Origin of the sequence: Desulfitobacterium sp. (assembly GCF_034927245.1) — a bacterium.
Taxonomy (GTDB): Bacteria; Bacillota; Desulfitobacteriia; order Desulfitobacteriales; family Desulfitobacteriaceae; genus Desulfitobacterium_A.
The window spans coordinates 25661-45845 of record NZ_JAYFQK010000022.1; the positions used below are offsets into that span (position 1 = coordinate 25661).

20 protein-coding genes are annotated in these 20185 nt (G+C 41.9%); 3 read left to right on the forward strand and 17 right to left on the reverse strand.

Features of this window, described 5'->3' with window-relative positions:
* Positions 1 to 70: 70 nt before the first annotated feature.
* The 4 genes from VB077_RS06185 to VB077_RS06200 all read right to left on the reverse strand — a co-directional run bounded on the left by VB077_RS06185 (position 71) and on the right by VB077_RS06200 (position 4767).
* On the reverse strand, positions 71 to 1333 hold the full coding sequence (locus VB077_RS06185) for an adenosylhomocysteinase (RefSeq protein ID WP_323414353.1): 1263 nt from the start codon (positions 1331 to 1333) through the stop codon (positions 71 to 73).
* Between the two features lie 85 nt (positions 1334 to 1418).
* Complete coding sequence (locus VB077_RS06190; RefSeq protein ID WP_323414354.1) at positions 1419 to 2297, reverse strand: Mrp/NBP35 family ATP-binding protein; 879 nt, start codon at positions 2295 to 2297, stop codon at positions 1419 to 1421.
* A gap of 115 nt (positions 2298 to 2412) precedes the next feature.
* Positions 2413 to 4218 (reverse strand): oligoendopeptidase F, encoded by a 1806-nt coding sequence (gene pepF / locus VB077_RS06195; RefSeq protein WP_323414355.1) that lies wholly within the window; start codon positions 4216 to 4218, stop codon positions 2413 to 2415.
* A gap of 63 nt (positions 4219 to 4281) precedes the next feature.
* The gene (locus VB077_RS06200) at positions 4282 to 4767 is read right to left on the reverse strand and encodes an adenylate cyclase (protein ID WP_323414356.1); all 486 of its coding nucleotides are present in this window, start codon (positions 4765 to 4767) and stop codon (positions 4282 to 4284) included.
* A 407-nt stretch (positions 4768 to 5174) separates the two neighbouring features.
* Here VB077_RS06200 and pheA point away from each other — a divergent pair, with 407 nt between their 5' ends.
* Entirely contained in the window at positions 5175 to 6047 is an 873-nt protein-coding gene (gene pheA, locus VB077_RS06205; protein ID WP_323414357.1) for a prephenate dehydratase, read from the forward strand.
* A 63-nt stretch (positions 6048 to 6110) separates the two neighbouring features.
* Here the strand turns inward: pheA and thrC are convergent, their stop codons facing one another.
* A complete protein-coding gene (thrC, locus tag VB077_RS06210) occupies positions 6111 to 7583 on the reverse strand; it encodes a threonine synthase (RefSeq protein WP_323414358.1) in 1473 nt (490 codons plus the stop codon).
* Between the two features lie 130 nt (positions 7584 to 7713).
* Between thrC and VB077_RS06215 the strand changes: the two genes are divergently transcribed.
* Entirely contained in the window at positions 7714 to 9111 is a 1398-nt protein-coding gene (locus VB077_RS06215) for a nucleoside kinase (protein WP_323414359.1), read from the forward strand.
* A gap of 11 nt (positions 9112 to 9122) precedes the next feature.
* Here VB077_RS06215 and VB077_RS06220 read toward each other — a convergent pair whose 3' ends face one another.
* A complete protein-coding gene (locus VB077_RS06220; protein ID WP_323414360.1) occupies positions 9123 to 9425 on the reverse strand; it encodes a GIY-YIG nuclease family protein in 303 nt (100 codons plus the stop codon).
* Between the two features lie 28 nt (positions 9426 to 9453).
* Positions 9454 to 10209 carry a fumarylacetoacetate hydrolase family protein gene (locus VB077_RS06225; RefSeq protein ID WP_323414361.1) on the reverse strand — a complete coding sequence of 252 codons (756 nt, stop codon included), beginning with the start codon at positions 10207 to 10209 and terminating at the stop codon, positions 9454 to 9456.
* A gap of 97 nt (positions 10210 to 10306) precedes the next feature.
* Between VB077_RS06225 and nth the strand changes: the two genes are divergently transcribed.
* Positions 10307 to 10960 carry an endonuclease III gene (nth, locus tag VB077_RS06230; RefSeq protein ID WP_323414362.1) on the forward strand — a complete coding sequence of 218 codons (654 nt, stop codon included), beginning with the start codon at positions 10307 to 10309 and terminating at the stop codon, positions 10958 to 10960.
* Here nth and VB077_RS06235 read toward each other — a convergent pair.
* The 10 genes from VB077_RS06235 to VB077_RS06280 form a co-directional block, all read right to left on the reverse strand.
* Entirely contained in the window at positions 10941 to 11999 is a 1059-nt protein-coding gene (locus VB077_RS06235; protein WP_323414363.1) for an HD-GYP domain-containing protein, read from the reverse strand. The genes nth and VB077_RS06235 overlap by 20 nt on opposite strands.
* Before the next feature lie 131 nt (positions 12000 to 12130).
* The gene (locus tag VB077_RS06240) at positions 12131 to 13249 is read right to left on the reverse strand and encodes a VanW family protein (RefSeq protein ID WP_323414364.1); all 1119 of its coding nucleotides are present in this window, start codon (positions 13247 to 13249) and stop codon (positions 12131 to 12133) included.
* 5 nt (positions 13250 to 13254) lie between these two features.
* The gene (locus VB077_RS06245; RefSeq protein WP_323414423.1) at positions 13255 to 14025 is read right to left on the reverse strand and encodes a PRC-barrel domain-containing protein; all 771 of its coding nucleotides are present in this window, start codon (positions 14023 to 14025) and stop codon (positions 13255 to 13257) included.
* A 28-nt stretch (positions 14026 to 14053) separates the two neighbouring features.
* Positions 14054 to 14776 carry a hypothetical protein gene (locus VB077_RS06250; protein ID WP_323414365.1) on the reverse strand — a complete coding sequence of 241 codons (723 nt, stop codon included), beginning with the start codon at positions 14774 to 14776 and terminating at the stop codon, positions 14054 to 14056.
* A gap of 686 nt (positions 14777 to 15462) precedes the next feature.
* Positions 15463 to 16101: a YigZ family protein gene (locus VB077_RS06255; RefSeq protein WP_323414424.1), complete on the reverse strand. Its 639-nt coding sequence runs from the start codon at positions 16099 to 16101 to the stop codon at positions 15463 to 15465.
* Entirely contained in the window at positions 16101 to 16487 is a 387-nt protein-coding gene (locus VB077_RS06260) for a thioesterase family protein (RefSeq protein WP_323414366.1), read from the reverse strand. Before VB077_RS06260 ends, VB077_RS06255 begins: the two co-directional genes overlap by 1 nt.
* Before the next feature lie 58 nt (positions 16488 to 16545).
* Positions 16546 to 17265 (reverse strand): demethylmenaquinone methyltransferase, encoded by a 720-nt coding sequence (locus tag VB077_RS06265; protein WP_323414367.1) that lies wholly within the window; start codon positions 17263 to 17265, stop codon positions 16546 to 16548.
* An 82-nt stretch (positions 17266 to 17347) separates the two neighbouring features.
* Entirely contained in the window at positions 17348 to 17641 is a 294-nt protein-coding gene (locus tag VB077_RS06270; RefSeq protein WP_323414368.1) for a FeoC-like transcriptional regulator, read from the reverse strand.
* A gap of 30 nt (positions 17642 to 17671) precedes the next feature.
* Positions 17672 to 19660: a ferrous iron transport protein B gene (feoB, locus tag VB077_RS06275; protein WP_323414369.1), complete on the reverse strand. Its 1989-nt coding sequence runs from the start codon at positions 19658 to 19660 to the stop codon at positions 17672 to 17674.
* 95 nt (positions 19661 to 19755) lie between these two features.
* Positions 19756 to 19986: a FeoA family protein gene (locus VB077_RS06280; protein WP_323414370.1), complete on the reverse strand. Its 231-nt coding sequence runs from the start codon at positions 19984 to 19986 to the stop codon at positions 19756 to 19758.
* Positions 19987 to 20185 lie beyond the last annotated feature (199 nt).

Here is a 20185-nt window from a genome sequence, read left to right on the forward strand (position 1 = left end):
AACCTTTCTGTTGCTGATAATCCTAGTATTACCCATCGGCGTAATGTTTAAGCTTAAAACCCAAATAATTTTACCCATGAACCCAATTGGATAAGTAAGCCTTCTGTTCCTCGCTTAATTCATCAATCTTAAGATTTAAAGCTTCTAACTTAAGCCGAGCAACGCGTTGATCCATTTCATATGGAACAGGATAAACCTTTGGAGGCAACGGTTCTGTTTGAGTTGCCAACGAGGCCAAAGAAAGCGCTTGAAGAGCAAAAGTCATATCCATAACTTCGGCAGGATGACCATCTCCGGCAGCAAGATTAACAAGCCGCCCCTCGGCAAGCAGGAAAAGTTTTCTTCCATCCTTCATTTTAAATTCTTCAATATTGGGTCGAACAATTCGTTTTTCCTTTGCTAAAGCATTTAGTTCAACTTTATTCACTTCAACGTCAAAATGCCCTGCATTCGCCAGAATAGCGCCATTCTTCATGACATTAAAGTGTTCACCCCGAATAACGTCTTTATCTCCGGTTACGGTTACAAAGAAATCACCCTGTGCAGCTGCTTGAAGCATGGGCATTACTAAAAATCCATCCATCCAGGCCTCATTCGCCTTTACGGCGTCTACTTCACATACGATAACACGAGCCCCTAATCCTTTAGCCCGCATTGCCACGCCCTTGCCACACCAGCCGTAACCGGCAACGACAACCGTTTTCCCCGAAACAACGAGGTTGGTCGTTCTCATTATTCCGTCCCAAACGGACTGACCTGTTCCATAACGATTGTCAAAGAGGAATTTCATTTGCGCATCGTTAACTGCAATCATTGGAAATCCGAGTTCTCCCTTGTTTTCCATCGCTTTGAGCCGAAGAATCCCTGTCGTGGTTTCCTCAGCGCCACCCTTGACATGAGCAATAAGTTCTCTTCTTTCCTGATGGATCGTGGATACCAGATCTCCACCGTCATCGATAATATAATCCGGGTTAAAATCAAGGGCTTGATGAATATGTTGCTGATATTCCTCCGCTGTTGCTCCATGCCATGCATGAGCACGGATTCCTCCTGCTACCAGAGCGGCAACGACATCATCTTGAGTAGAAAGCGGGTTGCTCGCAACTACTGTAACCTCCGCACCCCCTGCTTGAATGACCTTTGCCAAATAGGCAGTTTTAGCCTCTAGATGGAGGCATACCACAACTCTTTTCCCTTTAAAGGGTAACCCCTGTTCAAACTCCTTACGCAATTGGTTTAAAACCGGCATATGCTCTTGAACCCAGTCAATTTTCAGTTGACCTTGCGGCGCCAATTCAATATTTCTTATGGTTGATTCCGTTAATACTGACAAAGCCAGTTCACCTCACCTTTTAATTATTGATTTTGGAGAAAGGGCCTGCGTTAAACGCAAGCCCTAACGGATCAATCGTGTTGTTTTACTTCGCTGCATCTTCTGACTTTGCTTGATTGTCTTTCGCTGCTTCTTTCGCCGCTTCTACGATCATTTTCTTAACAATTTCCTCAAAGTCAGCGGTTTGATAATCCTCAATTTTACCTAAGTCAGACATGCTGGATAGTACGGGATCAAGAGGCAATTGACCTAAATACGGAATTTCATTTTTACTAGCCTCTTCTTCTCCCTTAGGTGTGCCAAAAACTTCAATTTTCTTATTGCAGTCCGGACAAGTTACATAAGCCATATTTTCAATCAGACCATAGAAAGTCAGATCATATTTCTTGACCATTTTTATAGCTTTCCGAACAATCATCCCGGCCAATTGTTGAGGGCTGGTAACCATAACCACTCCATTTATCGGTAAACTTTGGAAGATAGTGATTGGCACATCTCCGGTCCCGGGCGGCATATCGATGAGCAGATAATCCAGTTCTCCCCATACAACATCGGTCCAAAATTGTTGAACCAGCTGAGTAATAATTGCACCTCTCCAGACAACCGGATCATCTTCATTCTCAAGCATTAGGTTCAGCGACATGACTTTAATGCCGTCCTTGCTCTCGGGAGCGGTCACGCCAATTTTATTAACATTCGCTTTTTCCTTGATTCCAAAAATTTTAGGAATACTGGGTCCTGTGATGTCAGCATCTAAAATTCCCACTTTATAGCCTTGCCGCTTTAAACTAACAGCCAACATACTTGTCACTGATGATTTTCCGACTCCGCCTTTACCACTCATAACCGCAATTATTTTACCAATCTTGCTGGCTTTTTGAGCTTCAGTTAATTGATGTTCTGCTGAACAGCTTTCGCCTGAACAACTTCCGGCAGCCGAGCATGAACTACATGCTTCACTCATTGTCAACTCATCCCTTTCTCCTGTGTACCTATTCCCCCATGGGGTAACTGTATTTATCTTCGTTCATCTTTTGAACTTTGTCAAGGTTGTCCCAGACATTATCCTATTACTCCATTTAGCCTTCTAAAACTTGTTCAAGACGATCCAATAGCCCCTTAAACACATTTAAGGCGTCCTTAACCGGGATTGGGGTTTCCATATCGACTCCTGCTTGGCGAAGAAGCTCAATCGGATAATCCGAACTTCCGCTTGAAAGGAACGTAAGATAGCGATTCACAGCCGATTCGCCTTCCTCAAGAATCTTCCGTGCAAGAGCAGTCGCCGCAGAAAAACCTGTCGCATATTTATAAACATAAAACGAAGAATAAAAATGCGGAATTCGTGCCCATTCTATGGCAATCTCAGGATCGGAAACCACTTCCGGTCCATAATACTTTTGATTGAGTTTTAGATATTCTCGCGATAATAAGTCCGCTGTTAATGCTTCACCTTGTTCAACCCAATCATGGGTATTTTTCTCGAACTCAGCAAACATCGTTTGCCTAAAGATAGTCCCTCTGAATTGTTCTAAGTAATGATTCAGTAAATACGCAAGAACCTTAGGATCCTCCGTCTTCTGCAAAAGATGCTCCATAACCAAAGCTTCATTTAAAGTCGAAGCAACCTCTGCTACAAATATTTTGTATCCTGCGTAAAGATGCGGCTGATTTTTATTCGAAAAATAGGTATGCAGAGAATGTCCCATCTCATGCGCAATTGTAAACATTGAATCCAGTGTATCTTGGTGATTGAGCAAAACATAAGGGTGTGAACGATAAGTTCCCCAGGAATAGGCCCCGCTTGTTTTGCCTTGATTCTCATAAATGTCAATCCAGTGGGACTCAAACCCTTCGTTGAGAATCTTAAGGTAGTTTTGACCCAAAGGCTGAAGCCCTTCGCGAACCATTTGCAGGGCTTCCTGATAAGGGATTTCCATTTTTACCTCAGGTACAATCGGTACGTAGATGTCATACATGTGGAGCTCTTCGACCCCGAGCATTTTCTTACGAAGCCGCATATAACGATACATTTCCGGCAGATATTCATGAACTGTCTCAATTAAAGCATTATATACAGTGAGAGGGACTCGATCATCATCTAAAGAAGCTTCAATTGCCGAAGGATATTTACGCACTTTGGCATAAAAAACATCTGCTTTGACATTGGCATTTGTAGTCGCCGCCCAGGTATTTATTTGCTTTTCATAGGTATGATAGAGTGTGTCAAAAGCATCCTTACGAACCCTTCGGTCAGAGCTTTCCATGAATTGTGTGTAATTTCCCTTTGTTAATTCGACATCTTGTCCCTTTTCATCATTAATGGATGGAAATTTGAGATCTGCATTATTGGCCATTCCGAAAATTGCACTTGGCGCTTCAGCAATTTCACCCACTTCGGCTAATATTTTTTCTTCAGCCGTACTTAAAACATGCTCCCGTTTACGTAAAATATCTTCCAAAGCATGATCATATATTTCTAATTTAGGGTTAGTTTTGCGGAAGTCCGCCAACCTTTCCTCCGGCATTGCCAATAGTTCGGGAACCACAAAAGCCAATGCACTGCCTAACTTTACAGAAAGCGCTCCCGCGCGGTCGGTCATTCCCTGATAAAGAGCTTCTCGGTTATCTTCATCTCGTCTCATGCGGGCATATGTATAAATCTCCTCTAACTCCATTCCTACTCCGTCCATCCACTCAAGACAAGCGAGCAGGTGCTCCGCACTCTTTCCTAATTCTCCCTGAAACTTTGACGCTTGTTCCAGGCTTTTCTCCGGCCTTGCGAATTCCTCTTCCCATGCTTGATCACTGGGGAAAATATCTTCGAGATGCCATTTGTATTTATTCGGAATTTCAGACCTGGGTTTTAATTTTGCCTGTTCCACGGATAACCCTCCTTAAGATGTACTCCTCATTTATTATACACAAATGCAGAAAAATTTAGCAATTTATTCGCTGGAATTTACCCATTGAGTATAGGGTTTTTGTCCGAGATTAATATTAAAGTATCGGGCATCCTGTGTGATCTCTTGTTGGGAATTTATCCAGCTGGGAAATTCCAGCGCATAATCAAGGCTGGGAATCTCCACATCAGCCGTAATCAAACCCGAATTCTTTCCTTGGTAGACATCAATTTCCCATACTAATCCCGAATAGGGAAGCCGATATCTAACTTTTTCAATACAGGGAAACAAGGTCAGCTTCATAAGCTGCTCCTGTTCCTCCGTGCCGGCTTGATGTTTAATCGTTTCCAATTCAAAGCGGCTGCCATCACTTCGCAAATCCTTTACAGTGATAATTACATCCTGCCCAATTATGCGAAAGCGAATTGACGGCTGCATTGCTAAATATCCCTGAATCATTTGCTGTCCGTCTTTCAATGACGGTAAAAGCCCCTTATGCACTAAATATTTGCGTTCGATTTCAATAGCCATTCGCATCCTCCTTACATTGGTGGTGTTAGTATAAAAAAACCCGGTTATCACCGAGTCCTTGTGTCAAAAAGTCGAATAAAAATGAAACAGACAGCGTACGTTCCACTGCCTGTTTCTGCCACCTCGTCCACCTATCTCCCAGGAAGGTTCCCCAACCTTCCAATATGTATTTTAGCGTGCGAATCTCATTTCTGCAAGTTCATTCTATTGATTCATTGAAAATAAATATAAACATCTTTCTTATTCAGAATTTTCCTGTTATAATCATTTAAAATACTTAACCCAGCCCCATAGGGAACCAGGGTGATATAATGAGGCTTAGCTCGTCCCTTTTGGGAGCTAAGCTTTTTTATTTTATTTTTAATTTTATATTTCTATTTTCTACAAGCATCTAAGGAGGTCTAAACGTGAGCAGTATTGGTTACCTCGGTCCCAAGGGTAGTTTTTCGGAGGAAGCCCTTCAACTCTTCTTATCCCAACCAAACGAGTGGAAGGATGAGTGTCCTCATCCGATTCCTTTCAGTACAATACCTAAACTTCTATTAGCGTGTGATCGCCATGAAATAGATTATGGCTTTGTTCCCCTGGAAAATTCAACTGAAGGACAAGTGGGGGCTACGCTGGATACTTTGGGGCAAACCGAGAATATCTATGTTTTTAAAGAATTTATTCATCCCATAGAGCAATGTTTACTCACTCCACAGCCATTGGAATTGACTGAAATTGAACGGGTCTATTCCCATCAACAAGCCCTAGGTCAATGCCGAGATTTCCTCGAAACCCATCTTCCGCAGGCTGATCAAATCGTATGTCTTAGTAGTGCCGAAGCTGCACAAAAAGTCTCCTCAGCCCATGAAAAATGGGCGGCCATTGGTACACACCGGGCTGCCGGGCTTTATTCTTTACATTGTCAAATGGAAGGAATTCAGGATGCCATGCTGAATGCAACCCGTTTTATTTTGGTCAGTCACTCTTTGGCCGAGATGAGCATGGAATCAAGTGCCGAAGATAAGACATCTTTACTTATCATCGCTCCCAATATTCCGGGTTCCCTCTCCCAAATTCTTCAGGAATTTGCGATTCGCAATATCAATATGAGTCGAATTGAATCCCGACCGTCGAAAAAGAAATTAGGAGAATATGTATTCTATATTGACATCGATGGCTACGTCTTTTCCCCCATTATCCAAGAAGCGCTCTGGGCACTCCGTGAAAAGCATGTTTCAACTAAACTATTAGGTTCCTATCCTAAGGCTGTTTCGCAAATTTCCACTCCTTGAAGGTATAAAAATAACGGGATGTTGTATATGAGCTTAAAGTTCATTGTACAACATCCCGTTGGCTTAGAGAAACATTTTTCTCAATAATTGGGGTATCTCAGAAGGACTTGTTTTTTCCACTTTTTGAACGGTCTTTTTGTCCAGTCCACGAAGGCCCTTCGGAATCTCCCAACCTGTTAGAGCGCTGAGCTGTGTAAGATTTTCCCATTCATTCTCGATGATTAATTCTGGTTTGATACTTTGGAGTACCGTCCCTGCAAATTTAAAAGGATTTGCCGTTGAAGCAACTATCGTATAGGTTGAATCCCCGGAAAGCTTCACATAGTCTTGATATACCTTAACCGCAACAGCTGTGTGAGGATCCAAAACATACGATTGTTCATTATAGACCGTATGAATCGTTTCTTTAACAGCATCTTCGTTCGCCCATCCTGCCTTGACAAAATCTTTAGCCTTGGTCAAGGTCTGTTGATCCACTTCAAATTTACCTTTTGACCTAAGATCTTCATACCAAGTTTTAATTTTTTCTTCGTCCCGGTCACTCATTTCATAGAGGAATCGCTCAAAGTTACTGGAAATTAAAATATCCATAGAAGGCGAAGTTGTCAAATAGAATGGGCGTTGGCGATTATACACTCCGGTTTGGAAAAACTCGGTGAGCACATTATTTTGATTAGAGGCACAAATTAGTTCTTTAATTGGCAGGCCCATTTTTTTAGCATAATATGCGGCTAAGATATTACCGAAATTACCGGTTGGAACAACAACATTCATTAATTCTCCGGCTTTGATTTGTGCCTTGGCCACGGCTTGTAAATATGCCCAGAAATAATAAACGATTTGCGGTAAAAGCCTTCCCCAGTTAATCGAGTTTGCTGAAGAAAATGCATATTTACCGTTTTGGAAATCCTCTTTCATCTCTTTTGATCCGAAAATTTCCTTTACCTTAGACTGACATTCATCAAAATTGCCATTAACTGCGATAACATAAGTATTATTACCCTCTGTCGTCGTCATCTGGCGCTCTTGAACTGCGCTCACACCGTTTTCCGGATAGAAAACCGCGATCTCAATTCCCGGAATATTACGGAAGCCTTCTAATGCCGCCTTACCTGTATCCCCTGAGGTTGCCACTAAAATTAGGACCTTGTCAACCTTAACCAAAGACTGAATACTTTCTTTCAATAAATGAGGAAGTACCTGTAACGCCATATCTTTAAACGCCGAAGTCGGGCCATGCCATAACTCTAAAATGCCCATTTTCCCAACCTGAACCAGAGGTGCCGGATTTTCCGAACAGAAAAGTTCGGGACGATAAACAGATACGGCTTGATCCAAAGTACTATCAGGAAATTCAGGAAGATAAAGTTTAAGTAAAGTTCGAGCTAAATCGGGGTATGATAAAGTTATAAGTTCTCTCCAATTTATTTCAGGAATAACCTTCGGAACAAATAATCCCCCGGCAGGGACCATTCCTAAAGCAATAACTTCTTTGCCGGTTCGTTCCGGAGAATTTCCTCTCGTACTTATATACACGTTTTTCCCTCCTAGATATAATAATCTCATATTATTCGCTCTCTAGAGACATTTATCCTTCTATAGGATACAATTATATAGTATAAAGAGTGAATTCATTAAATCTAATCTTCTGAAAGGAGGAATTTTCTTGAACCTTCTTGAAAGTTCTCACCGCCAATATCGTCAAACACTTATACTCGGGCTTATCAATAGTTGTGGAAAATTATATCCCCAAGAACAGTTGAAAATTTCTTACTCAATTTTGGATGGTATCTATTGCGAATTTGAAAATTCCCTCGTTTCAGTTCGAGAGGTTAATCGGATTGAGGAAGAATTGAAGGCTTGGGTCAATGCTGATCAGCCCATAACCTTCCAATCCGGTGAAGAAGATGGATTTTTCCACTGCGTAGCGAATGGGAAAACGATAAAATCTCTTTTTCCTCCATTTCAACAAAGCGGCCCGATCTATCCTTTCCGTCTCATTCACTATCCACCCGGATTTATTCTTCTTTTTTCTAATCCCAATAATCCCGAAGAGCTTGCCCCCTTCGTCCCCCCCGAAAAATTAACAGCCACTTTCCGTGAAACTCAACGTTGGGGAGAGAATCTTCATCTCTCTGAAGTTAAGGATATTAACCAAATCATTCAAGAACACCGCTCCCAAGAACTAATCTGTCTAGCTGAAGCACTTCATGAAAAAAAGGTATCCCTTGTTGCCGACCGGATTCTTGAACAACGCAAAAATGTAAAAGTCATCTTGATCTCGGGTCCATCTTCGTCCGGGAAAACGACCTTTGCCCAACGTCTTGCGACTCAGCTGCGGGTTAACGGCTTACGCCCGGTAGCCTTATCCCTTGATAATTATTTTTGTAATCGAGAAGATACTCCTAAGGATGCGGAAGGTCACCCTGATTTTGAAGCTTTAGACGCGCTTGATCTTCCCCTCCTTAATCTCCATCTTCAAGCATTGATTCAAGGCAAAGAAATCGAATGCCCAATTTACGACTTTGAAACCGGGCAAAGAAAATCTAAGGGCCTGAAAATGCAACTCTCAGATGATGATATTTTAGTAATGGAAGGAATCCACGGTCTCAATCCCCGACTTCTTTCCTCCCTTGACCGTAATCATATCTTTCGAATCTACGTTAGTGCCCTTTTTCAACTTAATATTGATCCCTATAATCGGATCCCTACGACAGAAGTCCGCTTAATTCGAAGGCTGGTTCGCGATGATAAATTTCGCGGTATTTCATCCTCAAATACACTCATCCAGTGGGCAAGCGTTCGTCGCGGAGAAAACACCAATATTTTCCCTTATCAAGAAGAAGCGGATATCATGTTTAATTCAAGCCTGCTTTATGAATTAAATGCACTTCGCTCCTATGCGGAACCCTTGCTTGTTTCTATCCCTAAAGAACATCCTTATTACTCAACCGCATCCCATTTGTTAAGACTGCTTGCTCATTTTGACCCGTTGGATACGACTAAGATACCCTTTAATTCTATTCTGCGTGAATTTATCGGCGGGGGAATCTATTCTTATTAAGTCATTAAATTTTAATTGACTTCAATAGGAAAGTCATATCCTTTCCGCTTTGCCCATACTTGAATCGCTTCAGGGTCTTTAATCAGCTCTTCTTTAAACAACCGCGGACATTTTTTTAACCCTGATTCGAGACGCAGCGCTTGACTCCAAGAAGCTACCTTCCATGCCTGCATCAGTTCAACCGGTTTGCGGCTTCGCGTGTATTTTGCACCTTTACCCTCATTATGTTCCAATAGACGACGCTTGAGATCCGTCGTTGAACCCGAATAGAGGGTCTGATCAGCGCATTTAAGGATATAAACCCAGCAATTCATCCTATTCCCTCAACTGATTAATTTCTTCTTAACGTATACGATTTCGCAATTCCCCAATGCCTTCAATCCGCACCACAATTTCGTCTCCTGATTTCATCGGGCTTACCCCTTCCGGAGTACCCGTCATTATAACATCACCCGGCAACAGTGTCATGATGTGGGAGATATAACTCACGAGCTTTGCAACAGGATTTAAGAAATATTTCGTGTTCGATGATTGCATCACTTTACCATTAAGCAGGGCCTGAATGTCTAAGTGGCTGGGATCAAGATCGGTAACGACCCAAGGCCCGAGTGGGCAAAACGTATCAAAGCTTTTTCCTCTCGTCCATTGTCCGTCTATACGCTGAAGATCGCGTGCCGTAACATCATTTCCGCATGTATACCCGAAAATATAATCATAAGCTTCCGCTGCCATGACATCTTTTGCAGATTTACCAATAATAACAGCCAATTCAGCTTCATGATCGATATGTTGACTCATTTTCGGGGCAACAATTTCAGCCTCCGGCCCAATTACGGAGGTACTCGGCTTTATGAAGATAATCGGGTCTTCCGGATTGTTGCCTCCAAATTCCGCGATATGTTTTGCATAATTTAACCCTATGCAGACTACTTTGCTCGCTTGAACAGGGGCCAAAAGCCGAACCTCGTTAAGATTTAGGGTTATGCCTGTTGATTGATGCTCTTTTTCTAAGAATGAACGGTCTAAAACTGTGATTATTCCCTCATTTAACATTCCGTACTGAACTGCACCTGCATAGAAAAATCGTACGTATTTCATTGATTTTCCTCCTTTTGATGTCTATTATGTCAATTAACGATAAATTTGTGTTAAAATATTATTTTATACGGAATGAATAAAAAGGAGGAGCCAACCTTTGAAAAACCATCGTCTAACCCCACCCCAAACCCTCTTTAATCTGCTAGAACAAATGTATCCGGATGCTCATTGTGAGCTTAATTTTACAAATCCCTTTCAGCTGCTGATTGCCACAATTTTAAGTGCTCAGGCTACAGACCGTAAAGTAAATCAAATCACTGATCGGATGTTTCAAAAATACAAAACTCCTCAAGAGTTTCTTCAGCTTACACAAGCGGAGCTTGAAACGGAAATCAAAGAAATCGGGCTCTTTCGCAATAAAGCAAAAAATATTCTTGCCACCTGCCGAATCTTGGTTGAGAATCATCAAGGTGAGGTTCCCAACACTTTTGAAGCCTTAACCGAACTCCCGGGTGTAGGTCGAAAAACGGCTAATGTTGTCCTAAGCAATGCCTTTGGTATCCCTGCATTAGCTGTCGATACCCATGTATTGCGCGTTTCAAACCGCTTAGGTCTAGCTGTGGGTAAGAACCCGGATCTTGTCGAGGAACAATTAAAAGCTTTGATTCCCCCTGAAAAATGGAGCCTTGCCCATCATCTTCTGATTTGGCATGGCCGAAGAATGTGCTATGCCAAACATCCTCAATGTCAGCTTTGTCCGCTGCTTTCCTATTGCCAGGACGCACAAACAGCTAACTCAAAACCTCAGTAATAAAGATTGTACGCCGTTCTATCATGTTGTATTCTTTGCCTTTGCTTGAATTGTAATCAGCATCGTCAAATACGCGAACTATTGGACGCACCGGCATACTTAAGTTTTGATCTACGACAACCCCTATTTCTCCTGTATTGAGACGAACTGTTACACCCGTAGGATAAGCAGCGATGTTTTTTAAAAAGAGGCGCACTAACTCCAGCGGAAAGACCTTTCCTACAAGCCCCATTAAAATTTCACACGCCTCATGGGGCATGACCCTTTGCAAACCACTATTGTCGGTCGTTAACTTATCATACATATCAGTTAGCGCCACGATTTGAGCCAGCGGATGGATTTCACCATCTTTTAGTTGGCGCGGGTAACCTGTGCCATTGATATTTTCATGGTGCTGAAAAGCAATATGAGGAACAACCAGACTGAATTCTTTCCGTTTTCTCAGCTCTTCAAAACCCAAAGTCGTATGGAGTTTGAGACGTTCCATTTCATCTGTCGTTAGCTTTTCCGTTTTACAGACGAGTTCCGGTTCAAGCTGCATTTTACCAATATCATGCAGCAAAGCTCCAATCGCCAGCGTTTCTAACTTTTCCCGGTCTAAAAGCATGGCCTTACCCAGAACAGTGGAAAGCACACAAACATTGACTGCATGAGCAAACATCTGATTATCTCTGCTTCGGATATCCATGAGGCTGACTAATATATCTTTTTTAAACATGATCTCTTCAACAATTTTACTGACAATGTTTTTTAACTCGAAACCGTTCATATCCTTGCCAAGCCGAACAGCCTGGGAGCTCTTTTCAATAAGTTCCATTGCCTCCCACCGTTGTTGCTCGCTGATCACATCTTCAAGCACAACATCATCGAAACGCTCATCTTCGATATAAACGATGGATATCCCCATATCCTTTAACTTTCCAATATATAATGGAGTGAGTTTAACATCCTTACCGAGCAGGACTCTCCCTTTGCTTGAGTAAATCGTTTTGCCTAAGACGTCACCAATTTTAAGTGAATTTACACTGACTTGTCTCACTCGGGTAACCCCTTCCTAATATCTTTCCATTACTTCTATCCTACATCATTTCCCTTAGGAATAAAACTTCTCGACAAGAATCTTTTAACTTAAATTATAGTTTAATATGAAATGAGCCGCCATATGGCGGCTCATTTCATATTAGGATCAGGTTTTATCGGATAGCCATCAGGTTCTGCAAGAACGGGATGGTTTTCATCAGCAACCCCATAAATACGTATTCTGATCCAATTGTTCCCCGTGCGAGCGTTAATATAAATGTATCCCTGGGTAGTATTTCGGAAACGGAAATCGAGTAACCCATACGCCACAGTGGCATCCTGTCCTTTAGGAACATACGTCACCGGCAAAGAATGAGTATTTCTTTCCAGAACTTGAAGCTGTGATTGTTTCACCGCATGATAAAGAGTACTTGAATCCTGGCAAATTCCGCCGCCATCATCCAAAACAACCGTTTGATCAACAAAAGTATATGCGGGTAAATAACCTGTTTCCTTATCACGCTTGCCAACAACCTGGTTAAAGGAAAATTCTCCACCCGGCTCAATCAGCTTTCCATCTATTGCATTCGCTGCTAAACGAACGTTATTTGTCCTTGCGGTATTTATAGGATCGAAATAGGTCGTATAATCTCCTATAACGTCTTTAATTTTCCGCAAGTCTGATTCTGTAGGAGTAAGTTCCAGTGAGTTGACAACCAAGGGCACAGAATTTAAACCTTTGCTTTCGTTAAGATGCTCCCAAGATGCAGGAATATCCATCACAACACTCGGTAATCCTGATTGAATAGCAAACTTGCCGTTATGCAACTGCATACTTGCCGGCTTACCCCCTTTATTGATTTGCTGCGCAATATTCTCCAATTGGGGATATATTTCATTCTCATCCAAAAGTTCTGGAGAAAGTTGTTCAGGCCCCATCCGTTTTAAATGGTTGACCGCATTCATCCACCAAGAATCACCCTCAGGTATCAGTTGCGTGTTTAACCAAGACTGCAAATTATTTTGGGATTGTGTGATCGTAAGCGGATATGTCGAATCTTGATAAAAAACCCCACGCGGTATTTCCCTTTCGAGATATTGATAGGCCTCATTATTAGTTCGCCCCGACAAATCAATCCCCCAAACCTGAAACCCTTCAGGGGCTTTGGCATAGTCCATATCATAAGTAACAGAGGTAGCCAAGGTAATTGATACCGCAACCTGTAAGAATAACAATCCAGAAATCAGGAACAGCTTTGGATTCTTCATAAGCCTTAATTTTTATGGAGATAAGATGTAATTTCCATTAGTTTATTGCGCGAAGTTATTTTACGAATGATCTCATCGCTAATCGGTTCACCCGCTTTAAGCATTTCCCCATTATCCAAGACAACATCCTTATCTACTGTTTTTCCCAGAAAGTATTGTAACTGACGTTGTTCAAAGAGATTAAATTCGGTACTGGTCTCATTCACATCTAAAGGAGCCTCAGGACTTGGAGGGTTAACCCTTTCCGTATCTTCAGAAATCGGCTGAACTTCATTATTAACCGCTTCCGCCGGGGTGATCGGTTCCTCGGTATAAGCAGCATCAATAATAAGCAGTTCTTTGCCGAACGTGATAATATCTTGAGCACTGACTTCTTTGCTTTGACCGTCAGGGGTATCAAAAATACATGAAGAAATCTTGCCCTTTTCCTCATCAACAAGAAACTCTTGGACCTCTCCAATCAAACTTCCCTTATTAGTCAGAACTTTTGTCCCTATAACATTTACATCCTGTTTCAATAGTTCTTGGGCGGCTAGATTCTGGGAAACATCTTGAATAACTTGAGGATCAGGAATAGTAACCGCAAACTCACCTAAACCAATAACATCATCAAAAGGAATAATCTTAGCCCCGAAATAGTCAGCCGGTTGATCAATGATAAAAAAATCCATACTCCCTGTTTTAGGATTTAGAATAAAATCCTTGATAATCCCAATTTGTGTCCCATCAGCTATACTAATGATCCTTAACCCCTTAATTTCTTTGCTCGCTTTCATTATAATCATTTCCTTCCCTCTCTATTTTCTAAAGTTTAATTTCATTATCAAGAAGCCATGCGTCAAAACGTTTCCGCCAAACGGCAGTGGCAGCATGTTGGAATTCCATCATAAAAGGCTCAAGCTTTGAAAACGCCATCTCTGCAAGATCTGTCGATTGCCATAGGGTATAACAATCCGTAATTAAGTAATAGGCCAGATCTGGTTCGGGTTTTGTTTTTAGGGCGGAATAAAAATATTCTGCTGCTTTTTGATAAGTACCCTGTTCTTTTTCCTTAAACCCTTCCTCTAATAGCTCCTCAAAACTTAACACCGGAATTTCTTGCACGGTGCTAACTATTTGTTCAACAGGATAAGGATCAATTATAAGCTTAGGTTTAATTACCGTTTTAAACTCTGGCTCTGGCTCTGGCTCTGGCTCAGGCTCTGCCTCCCCCTCCTCATGTATTGCTTCGGTTTCGGGTTCTCCTTCATCTTCTGCCACGTCCTCGGGCACTGCTTCGGTTTCGGGTTCTCCTTCATCCTCTGCCTCGTCCTTGGGCACTGCTTCGGTTTCGGGCCCTTCTTCATCCTCTGCCTCTGGCTCTGTCTCGACTTTAGGTGCTGATGTTTTATTCTCTGTAGTTGAAGAATTAAGTTCTAAATGGGGCAAAGTTTTATCTATTTTTTCGTTTTCATGAGGGGGCTTAACCCCCGTCTGTTTATGTAAATTCCGGAACAAAAACGGAATAAATAGACAAACGCCAGTCATAATTACCCAGCCTATCATATGGCCTGTTTTTAAAACGAATGGAAATATAAGTGCATCTAACCATACTAAAGTGGAAATAATAAACCCTTCAAAGCCCTTAAGTCCCCATACTGAGGATTTGAAACTAAAGATAAGGATAAATGGAAGGCTGACAATAGTAACTACTAATCCATACAGGAAAATCCTGCTCGCCTCCTTGTCGTGAATAACTTTGCATGTATTCGACAGAACTTTTGATTTTTCCTCCTATAAATATTCTAAGATCGCTAAATCCTGAATATTGTCCAGAAAAAGGCATAAAAAAGCACCACCCTTTGGTGATGCTTTTGAAAATTCTATTTTATGAAATAGACAATCGCAATCAGGTTCTAATAGCTTTCATTACCGGCTTTGGTTTTCTTGGCGTTCTACGGATAACATTTACAATCTGATAACAAGAAGCGCCAATGACTACTCCACACGCCCCCAGGAAAACGATAATCATAAGAAGTGCAACCCATGCTAACATATAATCATCTCATTTCTGTTTATATTTTTATTCAATACTTGCTATGTATTCATTTTTTTAATAACTACTTTCTAAAACTATTATACGTGAAATCAATCACTTAATGCAAGTGAAAGTTTTATTTTTCATAAAGTTTTAATAGTCTAATTATTTAGATTTAGGTATTAAATAAGCCTCGTTAAAAACGAGGCCTTGCTGGCTCAGCGCGCATTATATTTCCTTTTTCTTGAAAAGTCACTTCTCGTTGTGTAAAATCTGTTAACCACTCTTCAAATTTCTGTCGTTCTTCCTCACGGATAAATACTTCGACCTTAACTGTTGCTGAAAACTCTTCATTCCCAGTCACCCAGTTCTTAAGCCGATACTGATACTTCAAAGTCTCGTACCAATTATACCCGGATTCTACTTCGTAAATCGTATGAGGAACTAGACGACTAACTTCGAGTTGATCTAAGAGTTGACGTGCTGTTCCCCCATAGGCTCGAGTCAACCCTCCTGTCCCTAGAAGGATTCCTCCGAAGTAACGGATAACAACGACTAACACATCCCAAAGCTCACGAAACTGCAGAACATCTAAAACGGGTCTACCCCCTGTACCCTGCGGCTCTCCGTCATCTGTTGATCTTTCCAGTTTGCCTTTATAGAGACGATAAGCATACACATAATGACGAGCATTAGGATAAAGCTGCCGTGCTTGCTCTAAAGCTTGATTGATTTCATCCGGTGTTTTTACAGGAAACACTAAGGCGATGAATCGTGATTTCTCAATGACCTGTTCCCAGTTGCCCTTTTCTAAAACCGTTAAATAACTCACAATTATACTCCCGATTTTTGATAGGCCTTGCTTAGGAAGCGTTCAGTCTGAATAATAAACCTTTCATGCCGTCCCGATCCAATTTTTTCGACTTCATCATAGGCATTGATCGCAAAGACCAAACGCCGCCGGTCTATTTCTACGAGCTCAGCCTCAGCCCACACTTTCATGCCAATAGGTGTAGCCGCTGCATGCTTAATCTCAAGGGCAGTTCCCACGCTGGATTCACCTGCCTCCAAATTCAAAGCATTAACCGCCGCTGCCTCCATAAGTGCTACTAAAGCAGGAGTTGCGTACACTTCTAAAGAGCCGCTCCCCATACTTTTTGCGGTATTCCCTTCATTAACCACGTTTTCCGCTCGTCCCTTTAAGCCAATTTTAAGTTCCATCGGTATATTCCTCTCCCTTCCTTTTCTGACACTATTCAACCTTGGTAAGAGAACTCGATTATTCAGGTTTTCTGCCGCTGACAATCGCAACAACGCCACCCAATAAATTATGATACCGTGTTTCTACTAAGCCGCAGCGGGCAAAAATTCGAGCGAGTTCTTGCTGGGGTGGAAATTCTACAGCTGAATCATGAAGGTATTGGTAAGCCTTTGCCCTACCGGCCCATATTTTTCCCATCAGAGGTACCAATTTATTAAAGTAAAGCCAATACACCTGCTTAAAAACCGGAAGCGTCGGTTTAGCCATATCTAACGAAACAACCATTGAGCCCGGTTTTACCACGCGCAGCATTTCCTTGACACCTTGTTCAAGATTTGGCAGATTTCGGAGTCCCCAACCGACGGTTGCACCATCAAACGTGTTATCCGCAAATGGAAGCTGCATCGCATCCCCTTGCATCAATTCAATTCGAGACTGATATGGGAAAGATTGAAGGTTATCCCGAGCCTTTCCTAACATGTTCTCTGAAAAATCCAAGCCCGTGACCTTCCCTGTTTCGCCAATTGTTTCCGCAAGTTCGATTGAGAGTTGTCCGGTCCCACAGCAGACGTCTAAGATGTGCATTCCCGGCTTTGCTTCTACCGTTATTACTGCCTTCCGACGCCACCCCTTATCCAGTCCAAAACTCATCAGTGTATTCATTAGATCATAGCGTTTAGCAATTGAATTAAATGTATCTTGTACATAGGTTGCTTTATCTTTCCCAGAAAAGTCCATCTTGTTAGAGCCTCGCTTTCATCTTGTCACCTAGAGTTGATTGTAAAGGATTGGGGATTTATTGTCCATGATATCTCGGAAATTAGTGAAGAGCATTTTTACCGCGGTCCGTGATTACCCATGAATATAGTATTTTCGTTGGGTTTGGGCTGCTCTGACAAAACGATTCTTTACCAAAGGAACAGCCCGGACAGCCCGAACACCCGCCCGCTTTGCAAGAAGAAGAAACGATTTCTCTCTTGCGGATATAACCCATACTTTCGAGTTGCTCTATCGTATTTTCTACGCGTTGGAGCGTCCATCCCAGCTTCTTGGCAATTTCCGTAACCGCAAGCGATTGTTCCAGATCCATTATTTTTAATACTTCACTCAGCATATTATTCACCTCCGGGTATGAAATACTTCTCTAAAACCCTAAAGCGTGTCCTATCTGTAAAAACAGCCAACCGACTCCAAAGCTGAAGAGCAAATTATAAACGACACCAAATCCTGTCCACCGCCAGCTCCCTATTTCCTTATGCATGGTTACTACAGTAGCCAGACAAGGAATATATATCATATATACGACCAAGAAAATATAGGCCACCAATGGTGTCATTGCCCCTGTCATAGCATAAGCAATCGATTGGGGAGTATCCGCAGCAACACCATATAAAATTCCTAAGGTAGACAGCGTCGTTTCTTTTGCCGTAAAACCAAAGAGCAGCGCGACCATGATCCGCCAATCAAACTCCAAGGGATTACCTATAACAGATAATGCACTTCCAAGTTGTCCTGCCCATGTTTCTTCTATTGGAACCCCTGCCGGATAATTGCTCAATACCCAAATAATAATGGAAGCAACTAAGATAAACGTCCATGCTCTTTTGATAAAGGAGTATGTTTTCTCCCAAGCCGGAAGGAAGATGTTGCGAAGCGTGGGCAAGTGATAAAGGGGGAGCTCCATGACAAAAGGTGACTTTTCGGTTTTGAGCACTGTTTTTCTAAAGAAAAAAGATGAAAAAATAATGAGTAACAGGCTTAAGACCAATAAACTGATCATAACTATGGCCCCGCGTCCTCCGGGGAAAAATACTGCCACTACTGCGCTCATCACCCCTAAGCGGGGCACACAGGGAATCAAAGGATTAAGGAAAATGGTTATCATGCGATCTTTAGGGTTTTCCAACGTACGGGTTGCCATGATTCCCGGAACATTACAGCCATAGCTAGAAACAAAAGAAAAGAAAGACTTTCCATGCAGCCCCATAGCCTGCATAAATCGGTCTCCAAGAAAAGCCGCTCTCGCGAGATAACCACTTTCCTGAAGGATAGAATAAAAGATAAAAAACAATCCAATTTGGGGAACAAAGGCGAACACCGCCCCTACACCGGCAAATATTCCATCCTGAATTAAGCCTTGCAGCCATTGAGGCCCACCCATAATCTGCAAAAGAGCAACAAGATCTCGCGCCGCCCAGGCCATAAACTTCGAAATAAGATCACCGATGGGAGCACTTCCGACGAATGAGCTCCAAAAAACGATAATCAATATTCCCAAAAGAATCGGATAACCCCAAATGGGTGACAAGGCCCAACGATCTAACCTTTCTGTCCAGCTTGCACCCTTTTGTTTATTGACTTGAACAAATTTAGGCAGAAGCGACTCAATAAATTGATATTTTGAATCGGTGATCGCCATTTCCAGTTTAGCCTCATTCCAACCGGATTGGCTCCACTCCAACAATAATTTGCGTATTGATTCCGGAGGCTCTACTTCAAGAGCCTGATCTCCTTCCATATATTTTAGAGCAAGCCAACGACGAGGAAATTGACCTTCTTTTAAATCATTCTCAATTTCCGTAATCTTTTTTTCAAGCTCTTCAGGATACTTAATTTTAATAGGCTGCGGGGCTTCATCCCGCCGGCTTGTCTTAATAGCCTCCTGTAAAAGTTCATTAATTCCCTTGCCTTTAGTCGCAATTACCTCAATTACCGGAAGCTTTAGTGTTTGGCTCAATTTCGAAGCAGAAATAACTATTCCTGAGGCCGAAGCAATATCCATCATATTAAGACCAATCACAACATTAGGCGTTAACTCTAATATTTGTAAGAGCAAGTATAAGTTGCGTTCAATATTTGAAGCATCAAGCATTGCCACCACGACATCCGGCTTTTCATTAAGGATGTATTCCCGTGTTACAATTTCCTCTTGGGAATAAGCCGTTAAACTATAGGTCCCTGGGAGATCCACCAATTCAATTGCTAGATCATTTACCTTAAAATAGCCTGCTTTATGTTCAACCGTTTTACCTGTCCAATTGCCTACCTGTTGTTTTAAACCGGTTAGAAAATTAAAAACTGTACTTTTGCCGACATTGGGATTACCGACAAGAGCGATTCTCAGATTTTTCATCGAATTTTTCCTCCCTACGTCAGCAAGAAATTTTGCAAAATATCTTAAACACTCTTTGAACAAATATTTTGGATTCTAAGCTATGCAAATTATTCTCATTTAGAATCAACGAGTATTTTAGCACACTCGGAAAGACGCATGGCTAAAGAATATCCCTTTATACGTATTTGCATGGGCCCCCCCCAAGGAGCCAATCGAATTACTTCTACTTCAGCACCTGGCACAAGCCCCATATCCATCATTCGACGCCGTAATGCTCCATTATCCAAAACAGTGCGGATATGTGCCTTTTCACCGGGATGCAGTAAGTCTAATGAATATTCCATATAAACCTCCTATCTGTATAAACCCCTTAATTGATATTCATTCTCAATACATGAGTGCAGTTTTAATTGATAACTCTTCTCATCCATACTTTACAATGTGTGCAGAAACATGTCAACCTTTAATTTTTAACAAAGCTGCAAAACGCACCATAAAGAAAACCCGGCTTCGCAAAGCCATTGGTTGCACTTATACTTTCCG